The following is a 15,952-nucleotide window of genomic DNA, read 5'->3' on the forward strand; positions in this document are numbered from 1 at the left end:
CCGCCACCGGCAGCGGTCATTCCCGCTCCGCCGGCTGAACCCGCGCCGGTGATGGTGCCGTTGACCATCGACGGGCGAGCGGTCGAGGTGCCGGCCGGCGCGACCCTGATCGAGGCATGCAACACGCTCGACATCCACATTCCGACGCTGTGCTACCTCGAGACGCTCACCCCCGTAAACGCCTGCCGCGTCTGCGTCGTCGAAGTCGAAGGCGCGCGCGTGCTGGCGCCGGCGTGCTCGCGCAAGGTCGAGGCCGGCATGGTCGTCAAGACCCGGTCGCCTCGGGTTGACCTCTCGCGCAAGGTGGTCTTGGAGTTATTGGGATCTTCTGTCGATTTGAGTACCGCACCCGGACTAAGCGAGATGATAATGGAGTACGGAGCCCGTCCAGAGAGGTTTCAAGAGAGTCTTGGCTCTGTGTCCTCTGTGTCCTCTGTGGCCCAGCCGGTGAAGATCGACAACGACCTCTACGTGCGGGACTACGGCAAGTGCGTCCTCTGCTACAAGTGTGTTGAAGCGTGCGGCACCGACGCGCAGCACACCTTCGCCATTGCCGTCGCCGGTCGCGGCTTTAGCGCCCATATCTCGACTGAGCTCGACGTGCCGCTGCCGGATTCGGCGTGTGTCTATTGCGGCAACTGCATTGCGGTGTGCCCGACCGGCGCGTTGATGGCGACGCCGGAGTTCGAACTGCGGAAGGCAGGGGAGTGGCGGCCCGAGACCCAGGCCGTGACGGATACGATCTGTCCGTATTGCGGTGTCGGCTGCACGCTGACCGTGCACGTGCAGGATCAGCAAATCGTGAAGGTGACGTCGCCGTTCGACAACGACGTCACCCGTGGGAATCTGTGCGTGAAGGGACGCTTCGGCTTCGAGTACGTGAACAAATAGAAACAGGAGTTAAAGAGATAAGGAGAAACTCTTTATCTCTTCGTCTCCTGTAAATCCGTTACTTGCCGGCCGCGCCGCCGTCGGGTGCGCGGCGATCGACGCCACCCTCGAGCAGGTTCTCTTTCTGGTTGAACACGATCACCTGGGCGGCGCCCTGGTTGCCGCCCTCGTTGACCGTGTGGCCCATGGCGCGCAGCAACGCGAGGGTGTCGGCCGAGATGCCGAGCCGTTCCACGTTGATGCGGTCGGGCAGCCACTGGTGGTGCATGCGGCCCGCATCCACGGCCTCCTGCGCGTTCATGCCGTAATCAATCACGTTGAGAATTGTCGTCAGCACCGTGTTGATGATGGTGCGCCCGCCGGGCGTGCCGGTGACCATGAACAACTGGCCGTCCTTGGCGATGATGGTGGGCGCCATGCTCGACAGCATGCGCTTGCCGGGCCGTGCCAGGTTGGGGTTGGTGCCGATCATGCCGCGATCGTCGGTCAATCCGGGCTGGCCGTTGAAGTCGCCCATCTCGTTGTTCAGCAGGAAGCCGCCGCCGGGCACGACGATGCGAGAGCCGTATCCGTACTCGAGTGTGTAGGTCATGGCGACGGCGTTGCGGTTGGCATCCACGATCGAGAGGTGGGTGGTCTCGGGCGATTCGCTGGTCCACGTGAACGAGGTGGTGGACGACTTCGACGCCTTGTTCGGGTCGATGGTCTTGCGCAGCCCGTTGGCGTAGTCCTTCGAGATCAGCATCGGCAGCGGGATGTCCTTCTCGAAATCCGGATCGCCGATATAACGCGCGCGATCGGCAAACGCCCGGCGCATGGCTTCGGCCGTGAGATGAATGTTCTTGGCCGAGCCATAGCCGTTGGCCTTGAGGTCAAAACCCTCGAGCACGTTCAGCATCTGCACGATGGCCATGCCGCCGGAGCTGGGCGGCGGCATGCCGTAGATGTCGTAGCCGCGGTATGTGCCCTTGACGACATCGCGCTTCTTGGCCTGGTAGGCCTTGAGGTCGCCAACCGTGATCAGGCCGCCGTTGGCCTTCATCTCTTTTTCGATCAGCTCGGCCGTCTCGCCCTCGTAGAACCCGGCGGGCCCCTGCTCGGCAATGCGCGTCAGCGTCCGCGCCAGGTCGGCCTGTTTGAGGATGTCGCCGGCCTCGTACGGCTGGCCGTTCTTTGAGAACTGCGCGAGCGACGCGGGATATTTCTTGAACTCGGGAATCATCGACGCCAGCGACCGCGCCAGGCCGTGCGAAACCTCGAAGCCATCGCGGGCCAGCTTGATCGACGGTTCGACCAGTTCTTTCCAGGGCTTGGTACCGGCTTCCTTCCACGCCAGGTGCAGCCCCGCCACCGTGCCGGGCACACCCACTGACATGTGGCTGTTGTGATGCGTGTCGAAGTCGTACTTGCCGTCCTTCAGCCACATCTCCGGCGACGACCGCGCCGGGCCGACCTCGCGGAAGTCATACGACACCGGCTCGCCCTTGGCCGGCCGATAGACGATGAAGCCGCCGCCGCCGATGTTGCCGGCGGTCGGGTGCGTCACCGCCATGGCGAAGCCAGTGGCCACGGCCGCGTCGATGGCGTTGCCGCCGTTCTTGATGACCTCGAACCCAATCTCCGAGGCAATGTCGCTTTGGGTGATCACCATCCCCAACTTGGCGCGGGCCGGGGACGAGCCGGCCTGAATCGTCATCGACGACAGGGCCAGCAGGGCAATCACGACGAAGAATGCACGGCGAATCATGGCAAAGCCTCCGCGCGAATTATAGTGCCTAGGGTGCCTAGGGTGCCTAAGGTGCCTAAAGTGCGCACCCTAGGCCCCTTAGGCCCATTAGGCACCTAAGGCACCTTAGTTTTAATCGGCGTATCGTCCCGATTGCCCCATTCCTCCCACGCGCCGTAGTAGTTCGCCAGCTTGGTGAGGTCGTGGCCGATGAGCGCCAGCGTGAAAATGTCGTGGGCGGCACGCATGCCGACCTGGCAATACACCGTGACCTGGTCGGAGGGCACAATCCCCTTGTCGCGGTAGAGCTTCACGAGCTCTGCCGCCGGCTTCATGGCCTTGGTCACCGGATCCATGGTGTCTTCCCAGTAGATCGGCACAGACGACTCGATGAAGCCGCCGCGCTTGATGTTGCGCAGGTCCTTGCCGTCGATCTCGCCCTGCGTGCGGGCGTCCACCAGCTTGACGCCCGGCTTGTTGATCGCCGCCTTCACGTCATCGGCGGTCGCCACCTTTACCGTACCCGGCTTGACGGTGAACACCGTCGCCGCGGGTTTGGGCACGTCGGCACTGGTGGGCCGCTGTTCCGCCGACCACTTGTTCCAGCCGCCGTCGAGCAGCGCCGCGTTGGCGTGGCCGTAGTGGTTCAGGATCCACCACAGGCGGGCAGCGTAGAGCCCGCCGCGATCGTCGTAGGCAATCACGCGCGTGGTGCTGGAGATGCCCAGGCGCGACATCAACGCCTCGAACTCGGCCGGCGTCGGCAGGAAGGTGGGTGGCGCCTTGGGATTGCGAATCCAGTTGTTGTCCACGAACACCGCCCCCGGGATGTGCCCCTCGGCATAACCACGGTTGCGCATGTCAATCACGCGGATGTTCGCGTCGTTCAGGTGCTGGGCCAGCCACGCCGTGTCGACGAGCAATTCGGGCCGGGCGTAGGTGGTGGGCGATTGCACGCCGAGGAGCAGGGCGAAGAGAAATGCCATGTCGGCGATTGTAACCCCGCCGTCGTGTCAGAATGTCGGGACCGTCATGACCTCGGCTGTTCCCGTCACCTCCAAGCTTCCCGATATCGGCGTCAGCATCTTCGCGGTGATGACCCGGCTGGCCAACGAGCACCAGGCCATCAACCTGTCGCAAGGGTTCCCGGATTTCGACTGCGACCCGGCGCTGGTCGAGGCGGTGGCCAAGGCCATGCGCGAGGGCCACAACCAGTACGCGCCCATGCCGGGCGTGCTGGCGCTGCGCGAGGGCATCGCGGCCAAGGTCGAGCAGCTGTACGGTCCGCGCTACGACCCCATGACCGAGGTCCTGGTGACCTCGGGCGCGACGGCCGGCCTGTATGCGACGCTGACGGCGCTGGTGCAGCCGGGCGACGAGGTGCTGTTGTTCGAGCCGTGCTACGACTCGTACGTGCCGGTGATTCGCCTGAGTGGCGGCGTGCCGGTGTTCGTGAGCCTGCGCTATCCCGACTACACCGTGAACTGGGACGAGGTCCGCCGCGCCATTACGCCCAGGACGCGCATTATCCTGGTGAACACGCCGCACAATCCGACCGGCATGATGTGGTCGGCCGACGACATGAAGCAGCTGCAGTCGATCGTTGACGGCACGGACATCATCCTGATTGGCGACGAAGTCTACGAACACATCATTTTCGACGGCCGCCGCCACGAGAGCCTGCTGCGCTACGAGGACCTGCGCGCGCGCTCGATCGTGATCAGCTCGTTCGGCAAGACCTTCCATACGACCGGCTGGAAGGTGGGCTACTGCATCGGGCCGCAGACGCTGATGGCCGAGGTCACGCGCGTCCACCAGTTCGTGACGTTTACCGTGCACACGCCGTCGCAGATGGCGTTCGCAGAGTCCGTGCGCAAGGATCCCGCCGCGAAAGACCTGTCGGGCTTCTACCAGCGGAAGCGGGACTTGTTCCTGGAACTGACGGCGAGCTCGCGATTCAAGCCACTGGCGTGTGGCGGTACGTACTTCCAGTTGATGGACTTCTCGGCGATCTCGAAAGAGACCGACAAGGAGATCGCCCACCGGCTGATCGTCGAGCACGGCGTCGCGTCGATCCCCGTCTCCGCATTTCTCTACAAGGACACCGGCGGACCCGTCCTGCGGTTCTGCTTCGCTAAACGCGACGAAACCCTGACCGCCGCCGCCGAGCGGCTCGTGAAGATCTGAGCGCCTGCTTTTGACAGCCACAGATTTCGCAGATTTCACAGATTGAGGGCCCGCAGACGCCGGCGACGCCGGCGTCGCACAACGAAGCAGGCGACCCGACTTCAAGAGAGACCTTGAATTTATCCTGCCTCTCTTGAAGTCGGGCCGCCTGCTTCGTTAGAGCGGCCTACGGCCGCTCCCGGGCCCGTTGTTGAATGCGTACGCGCCAGCAACCGTGACTGAATCGGCGTTCAATCTGTGTTTAATCTGTGGCTGCTAGAGAATGCGCCGCAGGTAGTGCTCGAGCCCGCGTGACTGGTTCCACTGCTTGGGATATCCGAGTGACACTTCCTCGAACCTCACGCCGTCGATCTCGCGCGACGAGCGGAGATGCAGGTGGCCCGAGACGACCGTCTCGAAGTTGTAGCGGCGGTGCCAGTCGTTGGTTCTCATCGTCCCGCACCAGATCGAGAAGCGCGGGATCCGCGGCAGTACCGCCAGGTCGCGACGCAGCGGGAAGTGATTGGCGACGATTAGCTTCGCCTCCTTGGGAATGGCATCCAGCCGCGCTTCGGTGGCGGCGACGCGGGCGGCACACCACTCGTCGCAGTGCGGGTACGGATCGGGCGCCAGCAGGTCTTCATCAGCCGACCGGATGCCAGTTTCGGCGGCCCAGGCAAGGGCATCTTCGCGAGCAACGTGGTCCGGCCGGAACGAGTAGTCGAACAAGGTAAAGGTCGGGACGATGGCGCGCAGCGGGCCGTCTCCGGGCCATTTCGGGTAGGGATCCTCTGGCGTGAACACGCCGTAGCGGCGGCAGAGCGCGACCAGCCGCTCGTAGTGGGCCGCGCCGCGCTGGTCCGGCGGCAGGGTCTTCGGCGTCCACAGGTCGTGGTTGCCGGGCGTCCAGATCACTTGGGCGAACTTCGGTTCGAGACTGCGCAGCACGAAGTCGAGGTGGGCCGGCGTCTCGCCGGTGTCGCCGGCCACGATCAGCCAGTCGTCCGGGAATGCCGGCAACGCGTCGACCACCCGCCGGTTCTCTTCGTAGCCGACGTGCAGATCGCTAATCGCCCAGAGCTTCACGGGACGACTTGCCGCATGCGCACCGGCAGATCGTCGCCGGTGCGGCGAATCGCCAGGCCCAGCCGATGGATCGGCGTCGGCCAGTCCTGCAGGAACTGCCAGGTGGCCGGATCGTCACGCAGCGACGGTTCGATGGTGATGGCCGGCGGGCGGTCCGGCGCGAAGTGGAACGCGAAGTCGCCGAGCGGCAAAGCCAGGCCGAACCCGCGGGCCTTGATGTAGGCCTCCTTCATGGTCCAGTAGTCGAAGAACACCCGCTCCTGCTGATCGGCCGGCAACGATTGGAGGTGCGCGACCTCGGCCGGCGCAAAGAAGCGGGCCGCGACGTCCTGCGTCAATCGGCGCCCGACGTGTTCGACGTCGATGCCCACTTCGCGGCCGATCGTCACCGCGCAGGCGATCAGGCCGTCGGTGTGGGAGAGGTTGAACCGCAAGTCGGGCACCCCCGCCGGCCGATCGAGAATCTCGGGGCGCCCGTGCGCGTTGGCAATGAAGTGCCAGTCGGCGGGCGCCACTGGTGCGTAGCGTGACAGCGTGGTCCGGACCAGCGCGCGGGTCAACAGAAACCGCACGCGATCGCGCTCGAACACGAACCGCGCCATGCGCTCGTGCTCGTCAGGCGAGAGCCACTGCAGGTAGTGCGCCCGCCTGGCCAGCGCCTCGTTGTTGTCAGTCGACAGCAGGTCCACGTGCACCGACCGGAACGGCAACAGATCGATCATGCCGTGGCCTGCTCGCGTCGACGCAACATCACCAGTGCGAGGCCCGCCGCGAGCGCCAGCACGGCCAGGCCGATGCCGATCTGGGCGCCGTGCGCCTGCATGTAGTCCAGGGCCTGCTCGCCGTACAGCACCGCCAGGTAACCCTGGCCGAAATAGCGGATGCCACGGCCGATCACAATCGCGACGACGAAACGCCAGGTCGCGACATTCGCGGCGCCGGCGAGTACGACGAACACCTTGAACGGCACCGGCGGCGGCAGCAGGGCCGGTACCACCACCGCGAGAATCCCGAAGCGCTGGTAGAGCCGCATGGCGCGATCGACGTGCGCGCCCTTGAGGCGCTTGCGCATGAACACCTCGCCCCCGCGGCGGGCGACGGCGAACAGCGCATAGCAGCCGAGCAGCGAACCGGCGGTGGTCATGCCGGCGTAATAGATCATGCGTTCGGGGTACTTCGCGCTCAGCAACATCACCAGCACGTCGTTGACCTGCGGAAACGACAGGAACGACGAGTCGAGCGCGGCGATGATGAACAGGCCTACGCCCCCCAGGCCCGTGGCCCACGCGGTAATGGCCGCAACCACCTTGGTCAGCATCCGGGCGCCTCGGGCGTGGGCGCGGCGGCGACGGTGTCGCGCGGGTAGAACGCCAGGCCGGCCGTGGCGAAGATCAGGCTGCGCACGCGCCGGAACAGCGCGAGCGTGCCGCCCCCGGCCAGGCCGAGCGCCTTGACCACCGCGACGTTCGAGGCTTCGAGGGCGCCCAGGTTGCCCGGAATCGCGCCGCTCGCCACGCTCGCCGATCGGGTGAAGGTTTCGACAATGATGCCGACCCACAGCGAGATGGATTCGCCCATGGCCCAGAACACCAGGTAGACCTCGAGCGCCATCACCGCGTAGCACGCGACGCTCAGCGCGACCAGCGCCTCGAGCCGCTGCGGATCGGTCCGCGCCAGCTTCAGGAACAGGTCCTCCACGGCGCTGATGACCCGCACCGTGCGGCCACCGGCCCATCTCCATCCGGTGCGGGCATGAATCTTCGAGATGAGCGGGCCGAAGTAGCGTCCCGACCGCATCAGGAACAGCAGCGAGAACACGAGCACCACCAGCGCCGTGGCGGCAATGCCGAGGAACACGCCCTGCCAGGCGCGCGGCAGCATGTCGGACGAGACCGCAAACGCCGCGAACAACCCGACGCCGACGACGCTCATGATGCCCATGGCGGTGCGTTCGAGCACCGACGCCGCGGCCGAGACGACCGGGGGCACGCGGTCCATCAGGAGCACGACCCGGAGCGGTTCGCTGGCGACGCCGCGGATGGTGAAGTAGCCGACGGCGTCGGCGGCCAGCCGCACGCGGAACACCCGCCAGAATGACGGCCGCACTTCTGGCGGGAAGCACACCCACCAGCCGGCCGCGCGCATCACGTGCCAGATCACGCTCGGGATCAGCACGATCGGCAAGGCCAGGCCCAGCTCGCGCACCTGCCGGAGGGTCTCGTCACGGTTGAGACCCATCACGGTATAGATGAAGAGGGCGACGCCCAGCACGAGGGCGGCGAGCGAGATCAGTTGTGGGACCGTTCGTCTCATCAGCGCACGTTCTCGGGAATGATGCGCTCCACGATCACTACGTCGCGCCACACCCCGTCGAGCTTGCCGTGCTTCTCGTAGATGCCGACCTCGCGGAACCCGGCGCGCGCCATCAGCGTGCGGCTGGCGGTGTTCTCGACGAAGATGCGCGACAGCAGCTTCCAGAAGCCGGCCGCCGCGGCGGCCGGGACCAGGGCCTCCATCGCCACCCGGCCGGCGCCCTGGCCGCGCGACGCGCGCGACACGTAGACCGAGAACTCGGCAATGCCGCCGTAGCAGTCGCGAGTACGATAGGTCGAAGTCGAGCCGAACGCGACGACCTGGCCGCTGGCTTCGACCACGACGATGGGGTGTATGCCATCGAACCACGCGCGCACATCGTCGTGCGAGCGCGGGCGGGTTTCGAAGGTGCCAAGGCGGTCTTCGATGCCTTCGTTGTAGATTTGGGCGATCGCCGGGATGTCGCCCGGGGACGCCGCTCGTGCGGACAACGTCATGACAATAGGAAAGCCCTTCATGTTAACCCGGACCGCCGCGTTGGTTCTCGCTCTCTCAGTCGGATTCGTGGCGGTCGTCGAGGCGCAGCGCCGCCACCCGGTCAGCGGGCGTGTGTTTGCGCCGGTCATGGGCGTTGGCGGCGCCGGGTGGCTGGAGCGGCCCGAGCGGGAGGCGGAAGAGGCGCCCTCGAAGGCGCTGGCGGCCCTCGAGCTGAAGCCGGGCATGGTGGTGGCCGACATTGGCGCCGGCTCGGGGTATTACACGTCGCGGATGGCGAAGCAGGTGGGACCCACTGGCCAGGTGTTTGCCACCGACATCCAGCCCGGGATGCTCGAGATCCTCAACCGGCGGATCAAGTCCGAGGGGCTGGCCAACGTGACGACGGTCCTCGGGGCGGTCGACGACCCGAAGCTGGCGCCGGCGTCCATCGACCTCGCCATCATGGTCGATGTCTACCACGAGCTCCAGAGCCCGCAGGTGTTCCTGCAGCGACTGAAACCGGTGTTCAAGCCCGGCGGACGGCTGGTGCTGGTCGAGTTCCGGAAGGAGGACCCGAAGGTGCCCATTCTCGAGGTCCACAAGATGAGCGTGGCCGAGGTGAAGATGGAACTGGAGGCCGAGGGCTTCGTGATCGACCAGGTGATCGACGTTCTGCCCTGGCAACACATTATCGTGCTGCGACTGAAGTAGAATCCCGCGCATGCTCAAAGGCACCCCGCGAGAAGCTGCAGCAGAGTTCTTCGGCACGTTCATCCTGATCGCGTTCGGCGCGGGCGTGGTCGCTCAAACGGTGCTCAGCCAGGAGGGCAATGGCTCGTACCTGGGGATCAATGTGGGCTGGGGGCTCGGCGTCATGCTTGGGATCTACGCCGCTGGTGGCGTCTCAGGCGCCCACTTGAACCCGGCGGTAACGTTCGCCCTGGCGGTGCATCGCACGTTCCCCTGGAACAAGGTCTTGCCGTATGCGCTGGCCCAGACCGCCGGCGCGTTTGCCGGCGCCGCCCTCGTGTTCCTCAACTATCGCGAGGCGCTCACGGCGTTCGACGGCGGGACGCGGATGATCGAGGGCGCCACGGCCACCGCCGGCATTTTCGCCACCTATCCGCAGCCGTACCTGTCGCTGGCCGGTGGCTTCGTGGATCAGGTCATCGGCACCATGTTGCTGATGGCCGGCGTGCTGGCCGTGACCGACCAGAAGAACGTCGCGCCGCCGGCGTGGCTGACGGCGCCGCTGGTGGGTCTGCTGGTCGTGGCCATCGGCGTCGCGTTCGGCTTCAACGCCGGCTACGCCATCAACCCTGCCCGCGACCTGGGACCGCGGCTGTTTACGCTGGTGGCGGGATGGGGCCCGGGCGTCTTCACCGCGGGCGGCGGCTGGTGGTGGGTGCCGATCGTGGCGCCGTGTGTCGGCGCGGTGCTCGGCGCGTGGCTGTATGACATGTTTATCAACAAGCATCACGAGGCCCCGGAGTCGAATCGATGAAATACATTCTTGCCCTTGATCAGGGCACCACGTCGAGCCGTGCCATCGTGTTCGACCGCGCCGGCAAGGCGGTGGCGACGGCACAGCAGGAGTTTCCGCAGATTTTCCCTGGGCCTGGGCACGTCGAGCACGATCCCGAAGCGATTTGGGCCACCCAGCTGCAGACGGCGAAAGACGCGCTCAGCAAGGCCGGCCTCACGGCGGCCGACATTGCCGCGATTGGCGTCACCAACCAGCGCGAGACCACGGTGCTGTGGGACAAGGCGACCGGTAAGCCGATGGCCAACGCCATTGTCTGGCAGAGCCGCGTGACCGCGCCGATCTGCGACCGGTTGAAGGCCGATGGTCACGAGCCGACCTTCCGCAAGAAGACCGGCCTGGTGGTTGACGCCTACTTCTCGGGGACGAAGATCAAGCACCTGCTCGACTCCCACGACGGCCTGCGCGCGCGCGCCGCGAAGGGGGAAGTCTTGTTCGGCACCATCGACAGCTTCCTGATCTCGCGCCTGACCGGTGGCAAGGTGCACGTCACCGATGTCAGCAACGCGAGCCGGACCCTGCTGTTCAACATTCACACCATGCAGTGGGACGACGAGCTGTTGAAGCTGCTCGATGTGCCTCGCGCGATGCTGCCCGAGGTGAAGTCGTCCAGCGAGGTCTACGGGCACACCGACCCCTCGCTGTTCGGGACCGCCATTCCCATTGCCGGCGCCGCCGGCGATCAGCAGGCGGCGCTGTTTGGCCAGGCGTGCTTCGAGCCGGGGTCGGCGAAGAACACCTACGGCACGGGCTGCTTCATGCTGCTCAACACCGGCACCAAGCCGGTGCCGTCGCAAAAGGGCCTGGTCACCACCGTGGCCTGGAAGGTCGGTGGGGTCACCACCTATGCGCTCGAAGGCTCGGTGTTCGTGGCCGGTGCCGCGGTGCAGTGGCTGCGGGATGGCCTCGAAGCGATCGAAGCGTCAGCGGATGTCGAGAAGCTGATGGCGACCGTGGACGATACCGACGGCGTCTACCTCGTGCCGGCGTTTGTCGGCCTGGGGGCGCCGCACTGGGATCCGCGTGCCCGCGGCGTGATCGTCGGGCTGACCCGGAACACCAAGATGGCCCACGTCGCTCGCGCGGCCGTGGATGCGATGGCCTACCAAACCCGCGACGTGCTGGAAGTGATGCAGCTTGAGTCCGGCCTGCCGCTCACGACCTTGAAGGTCGATGGGGGAGCCGCGGCCAACGCGATGTTGCTGCAGTTCCAGGCCGACCTGCTGAACGTCACTGTCCGGCGTCCCGTGGTCGCCGAAACCACAGCGCTCGGCGCGGCCTATCTCGCCGGACTTGCCGTGGGCTACTGGAAGAGCATGGACGATGTGGCCACCAACTGGGCGCTCGACCGCGAGTTCCGCCCGGCCATGCCGAAGGCGAAGAGCGAGAAGTTGTATGCGGGCTGGAAAAGGGCCGTAGGCCGATCGCTCGACTGGGAAACCTAGCCAGCCGGGAACAGCAGCGCTCGCGCCCATTCGTTCTTGGCCGACAGGTGATACACCAGCGACCGCGATAGCTCGGGCACCCACGCGGCGGCCGGCACGAAGCCGGTAAACATCAACCCGTGCTCCTCGTCCACGCACCACGCGCCCAGCTGGTGCGCATCCGGCTCGAGCCGCTCGTTGGCGTTCAGGCGCTGTGCCACCATCGGGTCGGGTTCGACCGGCAGCTTCAATCGCATCTGCAAGCCGCTGCCGAGAGAAGGGTGCGTGGCTTCGGCATCTAATTCAAGGCGCGCGTGCACCTCGCCGGCCGCGAACTCGAGGTCGGCGTCGAGGCGGTGCACATCGTTGGCGGCCAGCAGCCACGGCCGGGGTTCCACGTGCACCAACTGAGCCAGCTCCTCGGGCGTGAACGGCGACTCGGCTGCGCCGCGCTGCTGGTAGATCTCGAGAATGCCCACCATCTCGTCGGGCGTGTGACGCATGCCCATCGTTGGATGCGGTGAGGCGGCCACCTCTGCGCCGAACGCACTGGCGAGTTCCGTGGCTTCCGCGAACGCATCGGCCATCTGCAGCGCCATGGCGTGCAGGGCGATGGTTTGGGCCAGTCGATAGTTGTCTTCAGTGAGCGAGACCGAGGAATGCAGGCTGACGGTGCCGGCGGCCGGGTCCGCGACATACGCGCTGAGCGATGCGAACCGGTTGATGGCGGCCAGGCGCGGCCAGGTGGAGTCATCCATCGGCACGCCGGCCAGCAAATCCGTTTCGACGTGCAGGGTGGTGAGGGGCACTCCCTGGAACTCGCGCGGTTCGGCGACCCACACCCGCTGCCGCAGCGACGAGGCCCACCAGGTGAACGAGGTCTTCTCTTGCACCGCCCACTCCGCCTCGATCTGCATGCGGGCGGTGAGAAACCTCAGGACCTCTTCAACGAATGCCACCAGTTGCCACTACTCCTGCCAGCAATGGTACATCGCAATGGAGGCGGCGGTCGTGACGTTCAGCGAGTCAACGGCGGCAGTGGTCGGGATGCAGACGCGGAACGTCGAGGCCGCCATCGCCGGTTCGGTCAGGCCGTCGCCCTCGGCGCCGACGATCAGCGCCAGCTTGGCGTGGCGGGGCAGGTCCATCAGCGGCAGCGCGTCGTGGCGCGGTGTGAGCGATGCCACGGTGAAGCCATCGGTGCGCAGGTCGGTGATCGCTGACGGCCACTGCGGTGCGGTCACAAAGGGCACGACCAGCGTTGCCGCCATCGACGTGCGGATGGCCTTGCGGTACAGCGGGTCGCCGCAGTTGGGCCCGAGGATTACCAGTTCGACGCCAAAGGCCGCGGCGGTGCGGAACAGGCCGCCAACGTTGTCGGGGTTGTTCACGCCCTCCATAACGAGGATCCGCGAGAGCGGGCCGGCGGCAATGCGGTCCAGCGTGGCGGGCTCTGGCCGGCGCGCCAACGCGAGGCAGCCGCGATGGATGTTGAAGCCGGCAATGCCGTTCATCAGGGCCTGATCGACCAGGTAGATCGGCGCCGTGGCCAGGTGGAGAACGTCGTTCAGGTTCTCGGCCGCCGCCGGGGTCAGCAGGATCGATTCCACATCCCATTGCCGCAGGTCCAGCAGGCGCCGGACGACGAGGCGGCCCTCGGCGATGAAGAGGCCGCGGGCGAGCATGTGCCGGTGATCGGCAATGTGGTGATAGTCGGCGACCCGGGGATCGCTCAGCGACTCGATGACTGTCGGTGCCGGCATCTCGATCCCATTGTATTTCCGCTCAGCTTAGAATCAGAGCATGCGCAAGCATGTGTTGCTCTACGGGCTACTGGGCGGCGTTCTGATCGCCGGCCTGAAGCTCGTCGAGTACCGCTGGCTGGTGGTCGAATACCGTGTCGAGATCTACGGCGGCATCGTCGCCGCCATCTTCGCCAGCGTTGGCATCTGGTTGGGCCTGAAGCTGACCAAGACCAGGGAAACGGTCGTGGTGCGGGAGGTAATGGTCCCCGCGCCGGTGGATTTTGTCCGCGACCAGGGCAAGCTGACCGCCCTTGGCATCACCCCGCGCGAGCTGGAAGTGCTGGAGTTGATCGCCCACGGCCTGAGCAACAAGGAAATTGCCGAGCGGGTGTTCGTCAGCGAAAACACGGTGAAGACCCATTTGAGCCGGGTGTTCGACAAACTTGGCGCCCGCCGTCGCACCCAGGCGGTGCAGTTGGGCAAGCAACTCCGCCTCATTCCCTGAGACTTTCGTATGATTCCTCGCAAAATCCTCCAAAATCATCCATTCGGGTGACGCGGTTGGAAAGCCCGGCCCGCAGAATCGGCCGGTCCGGCGCGACCAAGACGCGCCGTATTCAACCACGGAGGAGTTTACCGAATGCAAAAGATCGTTCTCACCTTTGGCCTGATCGCCGGCGCGATCATGGCCGCCCTCATGTTCGCGACACTGCCGTTCCAGGAGCAGATCGGCTTCGACCGCGGCGCCATCGTCGGCTACACGTCGATGGTTCTGGCGTTCCTGATGGTGTTCTTCGGCGTGAAGTCGTACCGCGACAACGTGGCCGGCGGCTACGTGACCTTCGGCCGGGCATTCAAGGTCGGCCTGCTGATCACGCTGGTGGCGACGGCCTGTTACGTCGTGAGCTGGCAGATCCTCTACTACGGGTTCATGCCCGACTTCCTGGACAAGTACACGGCGTACGCACTGGAGCAGTCCCGGCAGGGCGGTGCCACTGAAGCCCAACTCGCCGCGCAGGCCAAAGAAATGGCGGAGTTCGGCGAGATGTATCAGAATCCGCTGGTGAACATCGCATTCACCGCCATCGAACCCCTGCCGGTCGGTTTGGTGTTTACCTTGGTCACGGCCGGCGTGTTCGGACGGAGGCGTACCAGTCAAAAAGGAGAGTAGGAGATGAGGAGTTACGGAATTGGCTCCTGATCTCGTGACCTCCTGTCGAGTCAGACGCAGATGAGAGAGACGCAGATCGCGGAGCGACTGGATGGCTTGCTCGATGGGGTGTTCGAGCGGAACGAGATCCGCTCAGCCGTAATGTCCGTCGTTTCCGGGGACGGAGCGTTCCGCTGGGCGGGCGCCAGGGGCGCTGTGTCTCCGGACGGTGCGGCCATGACGCCGACGACTCCCTGGTTCATCGCGAGCATCACCAAGCTCTTCATCGCCTCGACGGTCCTGCGAATGGTCGAGGAAGGAGAACTGACACTAGAGGATCGCGTCGTGGATCGGCTCCCGGCGGCCGTCACGGACCGGCTTCACGTGCTCGACGGTAAAGACCGGACGCACTGGATCACCGTGGAGCACCTCTTGTGCCACGCTTCGGGTCTGGCAGACTTCATCGAGGACTACCCGGCGAAACGGCGGGGCGAGGCACGCGACTGCCGCAGCCTGGTGGAGATCCTGGTGGAGGACGGCGACCGTGCGTGGCCGCTGGAGGACATGGCACGACGGGTCCGTGAGCGGCTGGCGCCGCACTTCCCGCCGCAATCTCTCGACGCGCAGCGTGTGCGCATCCGTTACTCGGATACGAACTACCAGTTGCTCGTCGGCATCATCGAGGCGCGCCGCGACGCACCCTTCTTCCAGGTCCTGGAAGGCCTGATTCTGAATCCCCTCGGGCTCAAGGACACCTGGGTTCCCGGGCGCTCCCGTGTGAGTGGTCGAGAGTCCGGCGTCGCCGCACTCTACGCCGGCACGGAGGTTGTCCGGCTCCCCAGCTTCCTGTCCTCTATCTCCGACATGAACTCGACGTGCGACGACCTCGTACGGTTCTTCAAGGGCGTGAACGGCGGTGGTCTCTTTCGGGATCCTGGCACCTGGCTCCGGATGCAGGCGCGATGGCGACGGTTCTCCTTCCCGCTGGACCGCGCCGCCTTGCGGCAGCCCAGTTGGCCCATTGAGTACGGCCTCGGGGTCATGCGCTTCCGGCTGCCCCGCTTCCTCGCGCCCTTCCGGCCGGTCCCGCAGGTTGTGGGTCACACCGGGTCGACGGGGACGTGGCTGTTTCACGCCCCGGAGCCAGACCTGTACCTCGCAGGAGCAGTGAATCAGGTGACGGCCGGCGCCGTCCCCTTCAAGTTGGTTCCCAGAGTGCTCCGCGCGGTGACGGACGGCTGACTGAAGGTCGGCAACAGAGGAAGTATTGCGACCAGAGTCTACTGGCCGATCGTTGGGCCGTGCGCTCGGCGGGCACCCCACAGGGCGCGCACGATCACGTCATCGGCATCGACCGTGTAGTAGATGTGGCAGGGGCGGTCGCCGTGAGGCGGATTCGCCGTTGTTTTCGGACCTCTCGGGAAAACGGCC

At 65.7% G+C, this 15,952-nt stretch carries 17 protein-coding genes; 8 read left to right on the forward strand and 9 right to left on the reverse strand.

What is annotated here, in order from left to right; genetic code table 11:
• Positions 1-51: 51 nt before the first annotated feature.
• On the forward strand, positions 52-891 hold the full coding sequence (locus Q8T13_16155; GenBank protein ID MDP3719296.1) for a 2Fe-2S iron-sulfur cluster-binding protein: 840 nt from the start codon (positions 52-54) through the stop codon (positions 889-891).
• A 58-nt stretch (positions 892-949) separates the two neighbouring features.
• Here the strand turns inward: Q8T13_16155 and ggt are convergent, their stop codons facing one another.
• On the reverse strand, positions 950-2,638 hold the full coding sequence (gene ggt / locus Q8T13_16160) for a gamma-glutamyltransferase (protein ID MDP3719297.1): 1,689 nt from the start codon (positions 2,636-2,638) through the stop codon (positions 950-952).
• Positions 2,639-2,733: 95 nt separating this feature from the next.
• Complete coding sequence (locus tag Q8T13_16165; protein ID MDP3719298.1) at positions 2,734-3,603, reverse strand: sulfurtransferase; 870 nt, start codon at positions 3,601-3,603, stop codon at positions 2,734-2,736.
• A 46-nt stretch (positions 3,604-3,649) separates the two neighbouring features.
• Here Q8T13_16165 and Q8T13_16170 point away from each other — a divergent pair, with 46 nt between their 5' ends.
• Positions 3,650-4,804, forward strand: coding sequence for a methionine aminotransferase (locus tag Q8T13_16170; protein MDP3719299.1), 1,155 nt, complete (start codon positions 3,650-3,652; stop codon positions 4,802-4,804).
• A gap of 255 nt (positions 4,805-5,059) precedes the next feature.
• Here the strand turns inward: Q8T13_16170 and Q8T13_16175 are convergent, their stop codons facing one another.
• Genes Q8T13_16175 through Q8T13_16195 form a run of 5 tightly spaced genes read right to left on the reverse strand, consistent with a single transcriptional unit; the run spans position 5,060 to position 8,679 of the window.
• A complete protein-coding gene (locus tag Q8T13_16175) occupies positions 5,060-5,869 on the reverse strand; it encodes a metallophosphoesterase (protein MDP3719300.1) in 810 nt (269 codons plus the stop codon).
• Positions 5,866-6,591, reverse strand: a complete 726-nt coding sequence (locus Q8T13_16180) for a 4'-phosphopantetheinyl transferase superfamily protein (GenBank protein ID MDP3719301.1) — start codon at positions 6,589-6,591, stop codon at positions 5,866-5,868. Before Q8T13_16180 ends, Q8T13_16175 begins: the two co-directional genes overlap by 4 nt.
• A complete protein-coding gene (locus tag Q8T13_16185) occupies positions 6,588-7,187 on the reverse strand; it encodes a VTT domain-containing protein (protein MDP3719302.1) in 600 nt (199 codons plus the stop codon). Before Q8T13_16185 ends, Q8T13_16180 begins: the two co-directional genes overlap by 4 nt.
• A complete protein-coding gene (locus Q8T13_16190) occupies positions 7,181-8,182 on the reverse strand; it encodes a lysylphosphatidylglycerol synthase transmembrane domain-containing protein (GenBank protein ID MDP3719303.1) in 1,002 nt (333 codons plus the stop codon). The genes Q8T13_16185 and Q8T13_16190 overlap by 7 nt, the downstream gene beginning before the upstream one ends.
• Complete coding sequence (locus tag Q8T13_16195) at positions 8,182-8,679, reverse strand: arsinothricin resistance N-acetyltransferase ArsN1 (protein ID MDP3719304.1); 498 nt, start codon at positions 8,677-8,679, stop codon at positions 8,182-8,184. Before Q8T13_16195 ends, Q8T13_16190 begins: the two co-directional genes overlap by 1 nt.
• 19 nt (positions 8,680-8,698) lie before the next feature.
• Between Q8T13_16195 and Q8T13_16200 the strand changes: the two genes are divergently transcribed.
• From Q8T13_16200 to glpK, 3 genes are read left to right on the forward strand one after another with little or no spacing between them, the layout of a single operon-like run.
• On the forward strand, positions 8,699-9,370 hold the full coding sequence (locus Q8T13_16200) for a methyltransferase domain-containing protein (protein ID MDP3719305.1): 672 nt from the start codon (positions 8,699-8,701) through the stop codon (positions 9,368-9,370).
• Positions 9,371-9,380: 10 nt separating this feature from the next.
• Entirely contained in the window at positions 9,381-10,163 is a 783-nt protein-coding gene (locus Q8T13_16205) for an MIP family channel protein (protein MDP3719306.1), read from the forward strand.
• On the forward strand, positions 10,160-11,647 hold the full coding sequence (gene glpK, locus Q8T13_16210) for a glycerol kinase GlpK (GenBank protein ID MDP3719307.1): 1,488 nt from the start codon (positions 10,160-10,162) through the stop codon (positions 11,645-11,647). Before Q8T13_16205 ends, glpK begins: the two co-directional genes overlap by 4 nt.
• Here the strand turns inward: glpK and Q8T13_16215 are convergent.
• Complete coding sequence (locus Q8T13_16215) at positions 11,644-12,585, reverse strand: hypothetical protein (protein MDP3719308.1); 942 nt, start codon at positions 12,583-12,585, stop codon at positions 11,644-11,646. The two genes, glpK and Q8T13_16215, sit on opposite strands and share 4 nt — an antisense overlap.
• A gap of 9 nt (positions 12,586-12,594) precedes the next feature.
• Positions 12,595-13,389, reverse strand: a complete 795-nt coding sequence (locus Q8T13_16220) for an RNA methyltransferase (GenBank protein ID MDP3719309.1) — start codon at positions 13,387-13,389, stop codon at positions 12,595-12,597.
• 40 nt (positions 13,390-13,429) lie between these two features.
• Between Q8T13_16220 and Q8T13_16225 the strand changes: the two genes are divergently transcribed.
• The 3 genes from Q8T13_16225 (at position 13,430) to Q8T13_16235 (ending at position 15,763) form a co-directional block, all read left to right on the forward strand.
• The gene (locus Q8T13_16225) at positions 13,430-13,876 is read left to right on the forward strand and encodes a response regulator transcription factor (GenBank protein ID MDP3719310.1); all 447 of its coding nucleotides are present in this window, start codon (positions 13,430-13,432) and stop codon (positions 13,874-13,876) included.
• Positions 13,877-14,011: 135 nt separating this feature from the next.
• On the forward strand, positions 14,012-14,542 hold the full coding sequence (locus tag Q8T13_16230) for a DUF4199 domain-containing protein (GenBank protein MDP3719311.1): 531 nt from the start codon (positions 14,012-14,014) through the stop codon (positions 14,540-14,542).
• A gap of 60 nt (positions 14,543-14,602) precedes the next feature.
• Positions 14,603-15,763 carry a serine hydrolase domain-containing protein gene (locus Q8T13_16235; protein MDP3719312.1) on the forward strand — a complete coding sequence of 387 codons (1,161 nt, stop codon included), beginning with the start codon at positions 14,603-14,605 and terminating at the stop codon, positions 15,761-15,763.
• Positions 15,764-15,952: the final 189 nt, after the last annotated feature.

It is taken from the genome of Acidobacteriota bacterium (assembly GCA_030697165.1).
Taxonomy (GTDB): domain Bacteria; phylum Acidobacteriota; class Vicinamibacteria; order Vicinamibacterales; family UBA2999; genus 12-FULL-67-14b.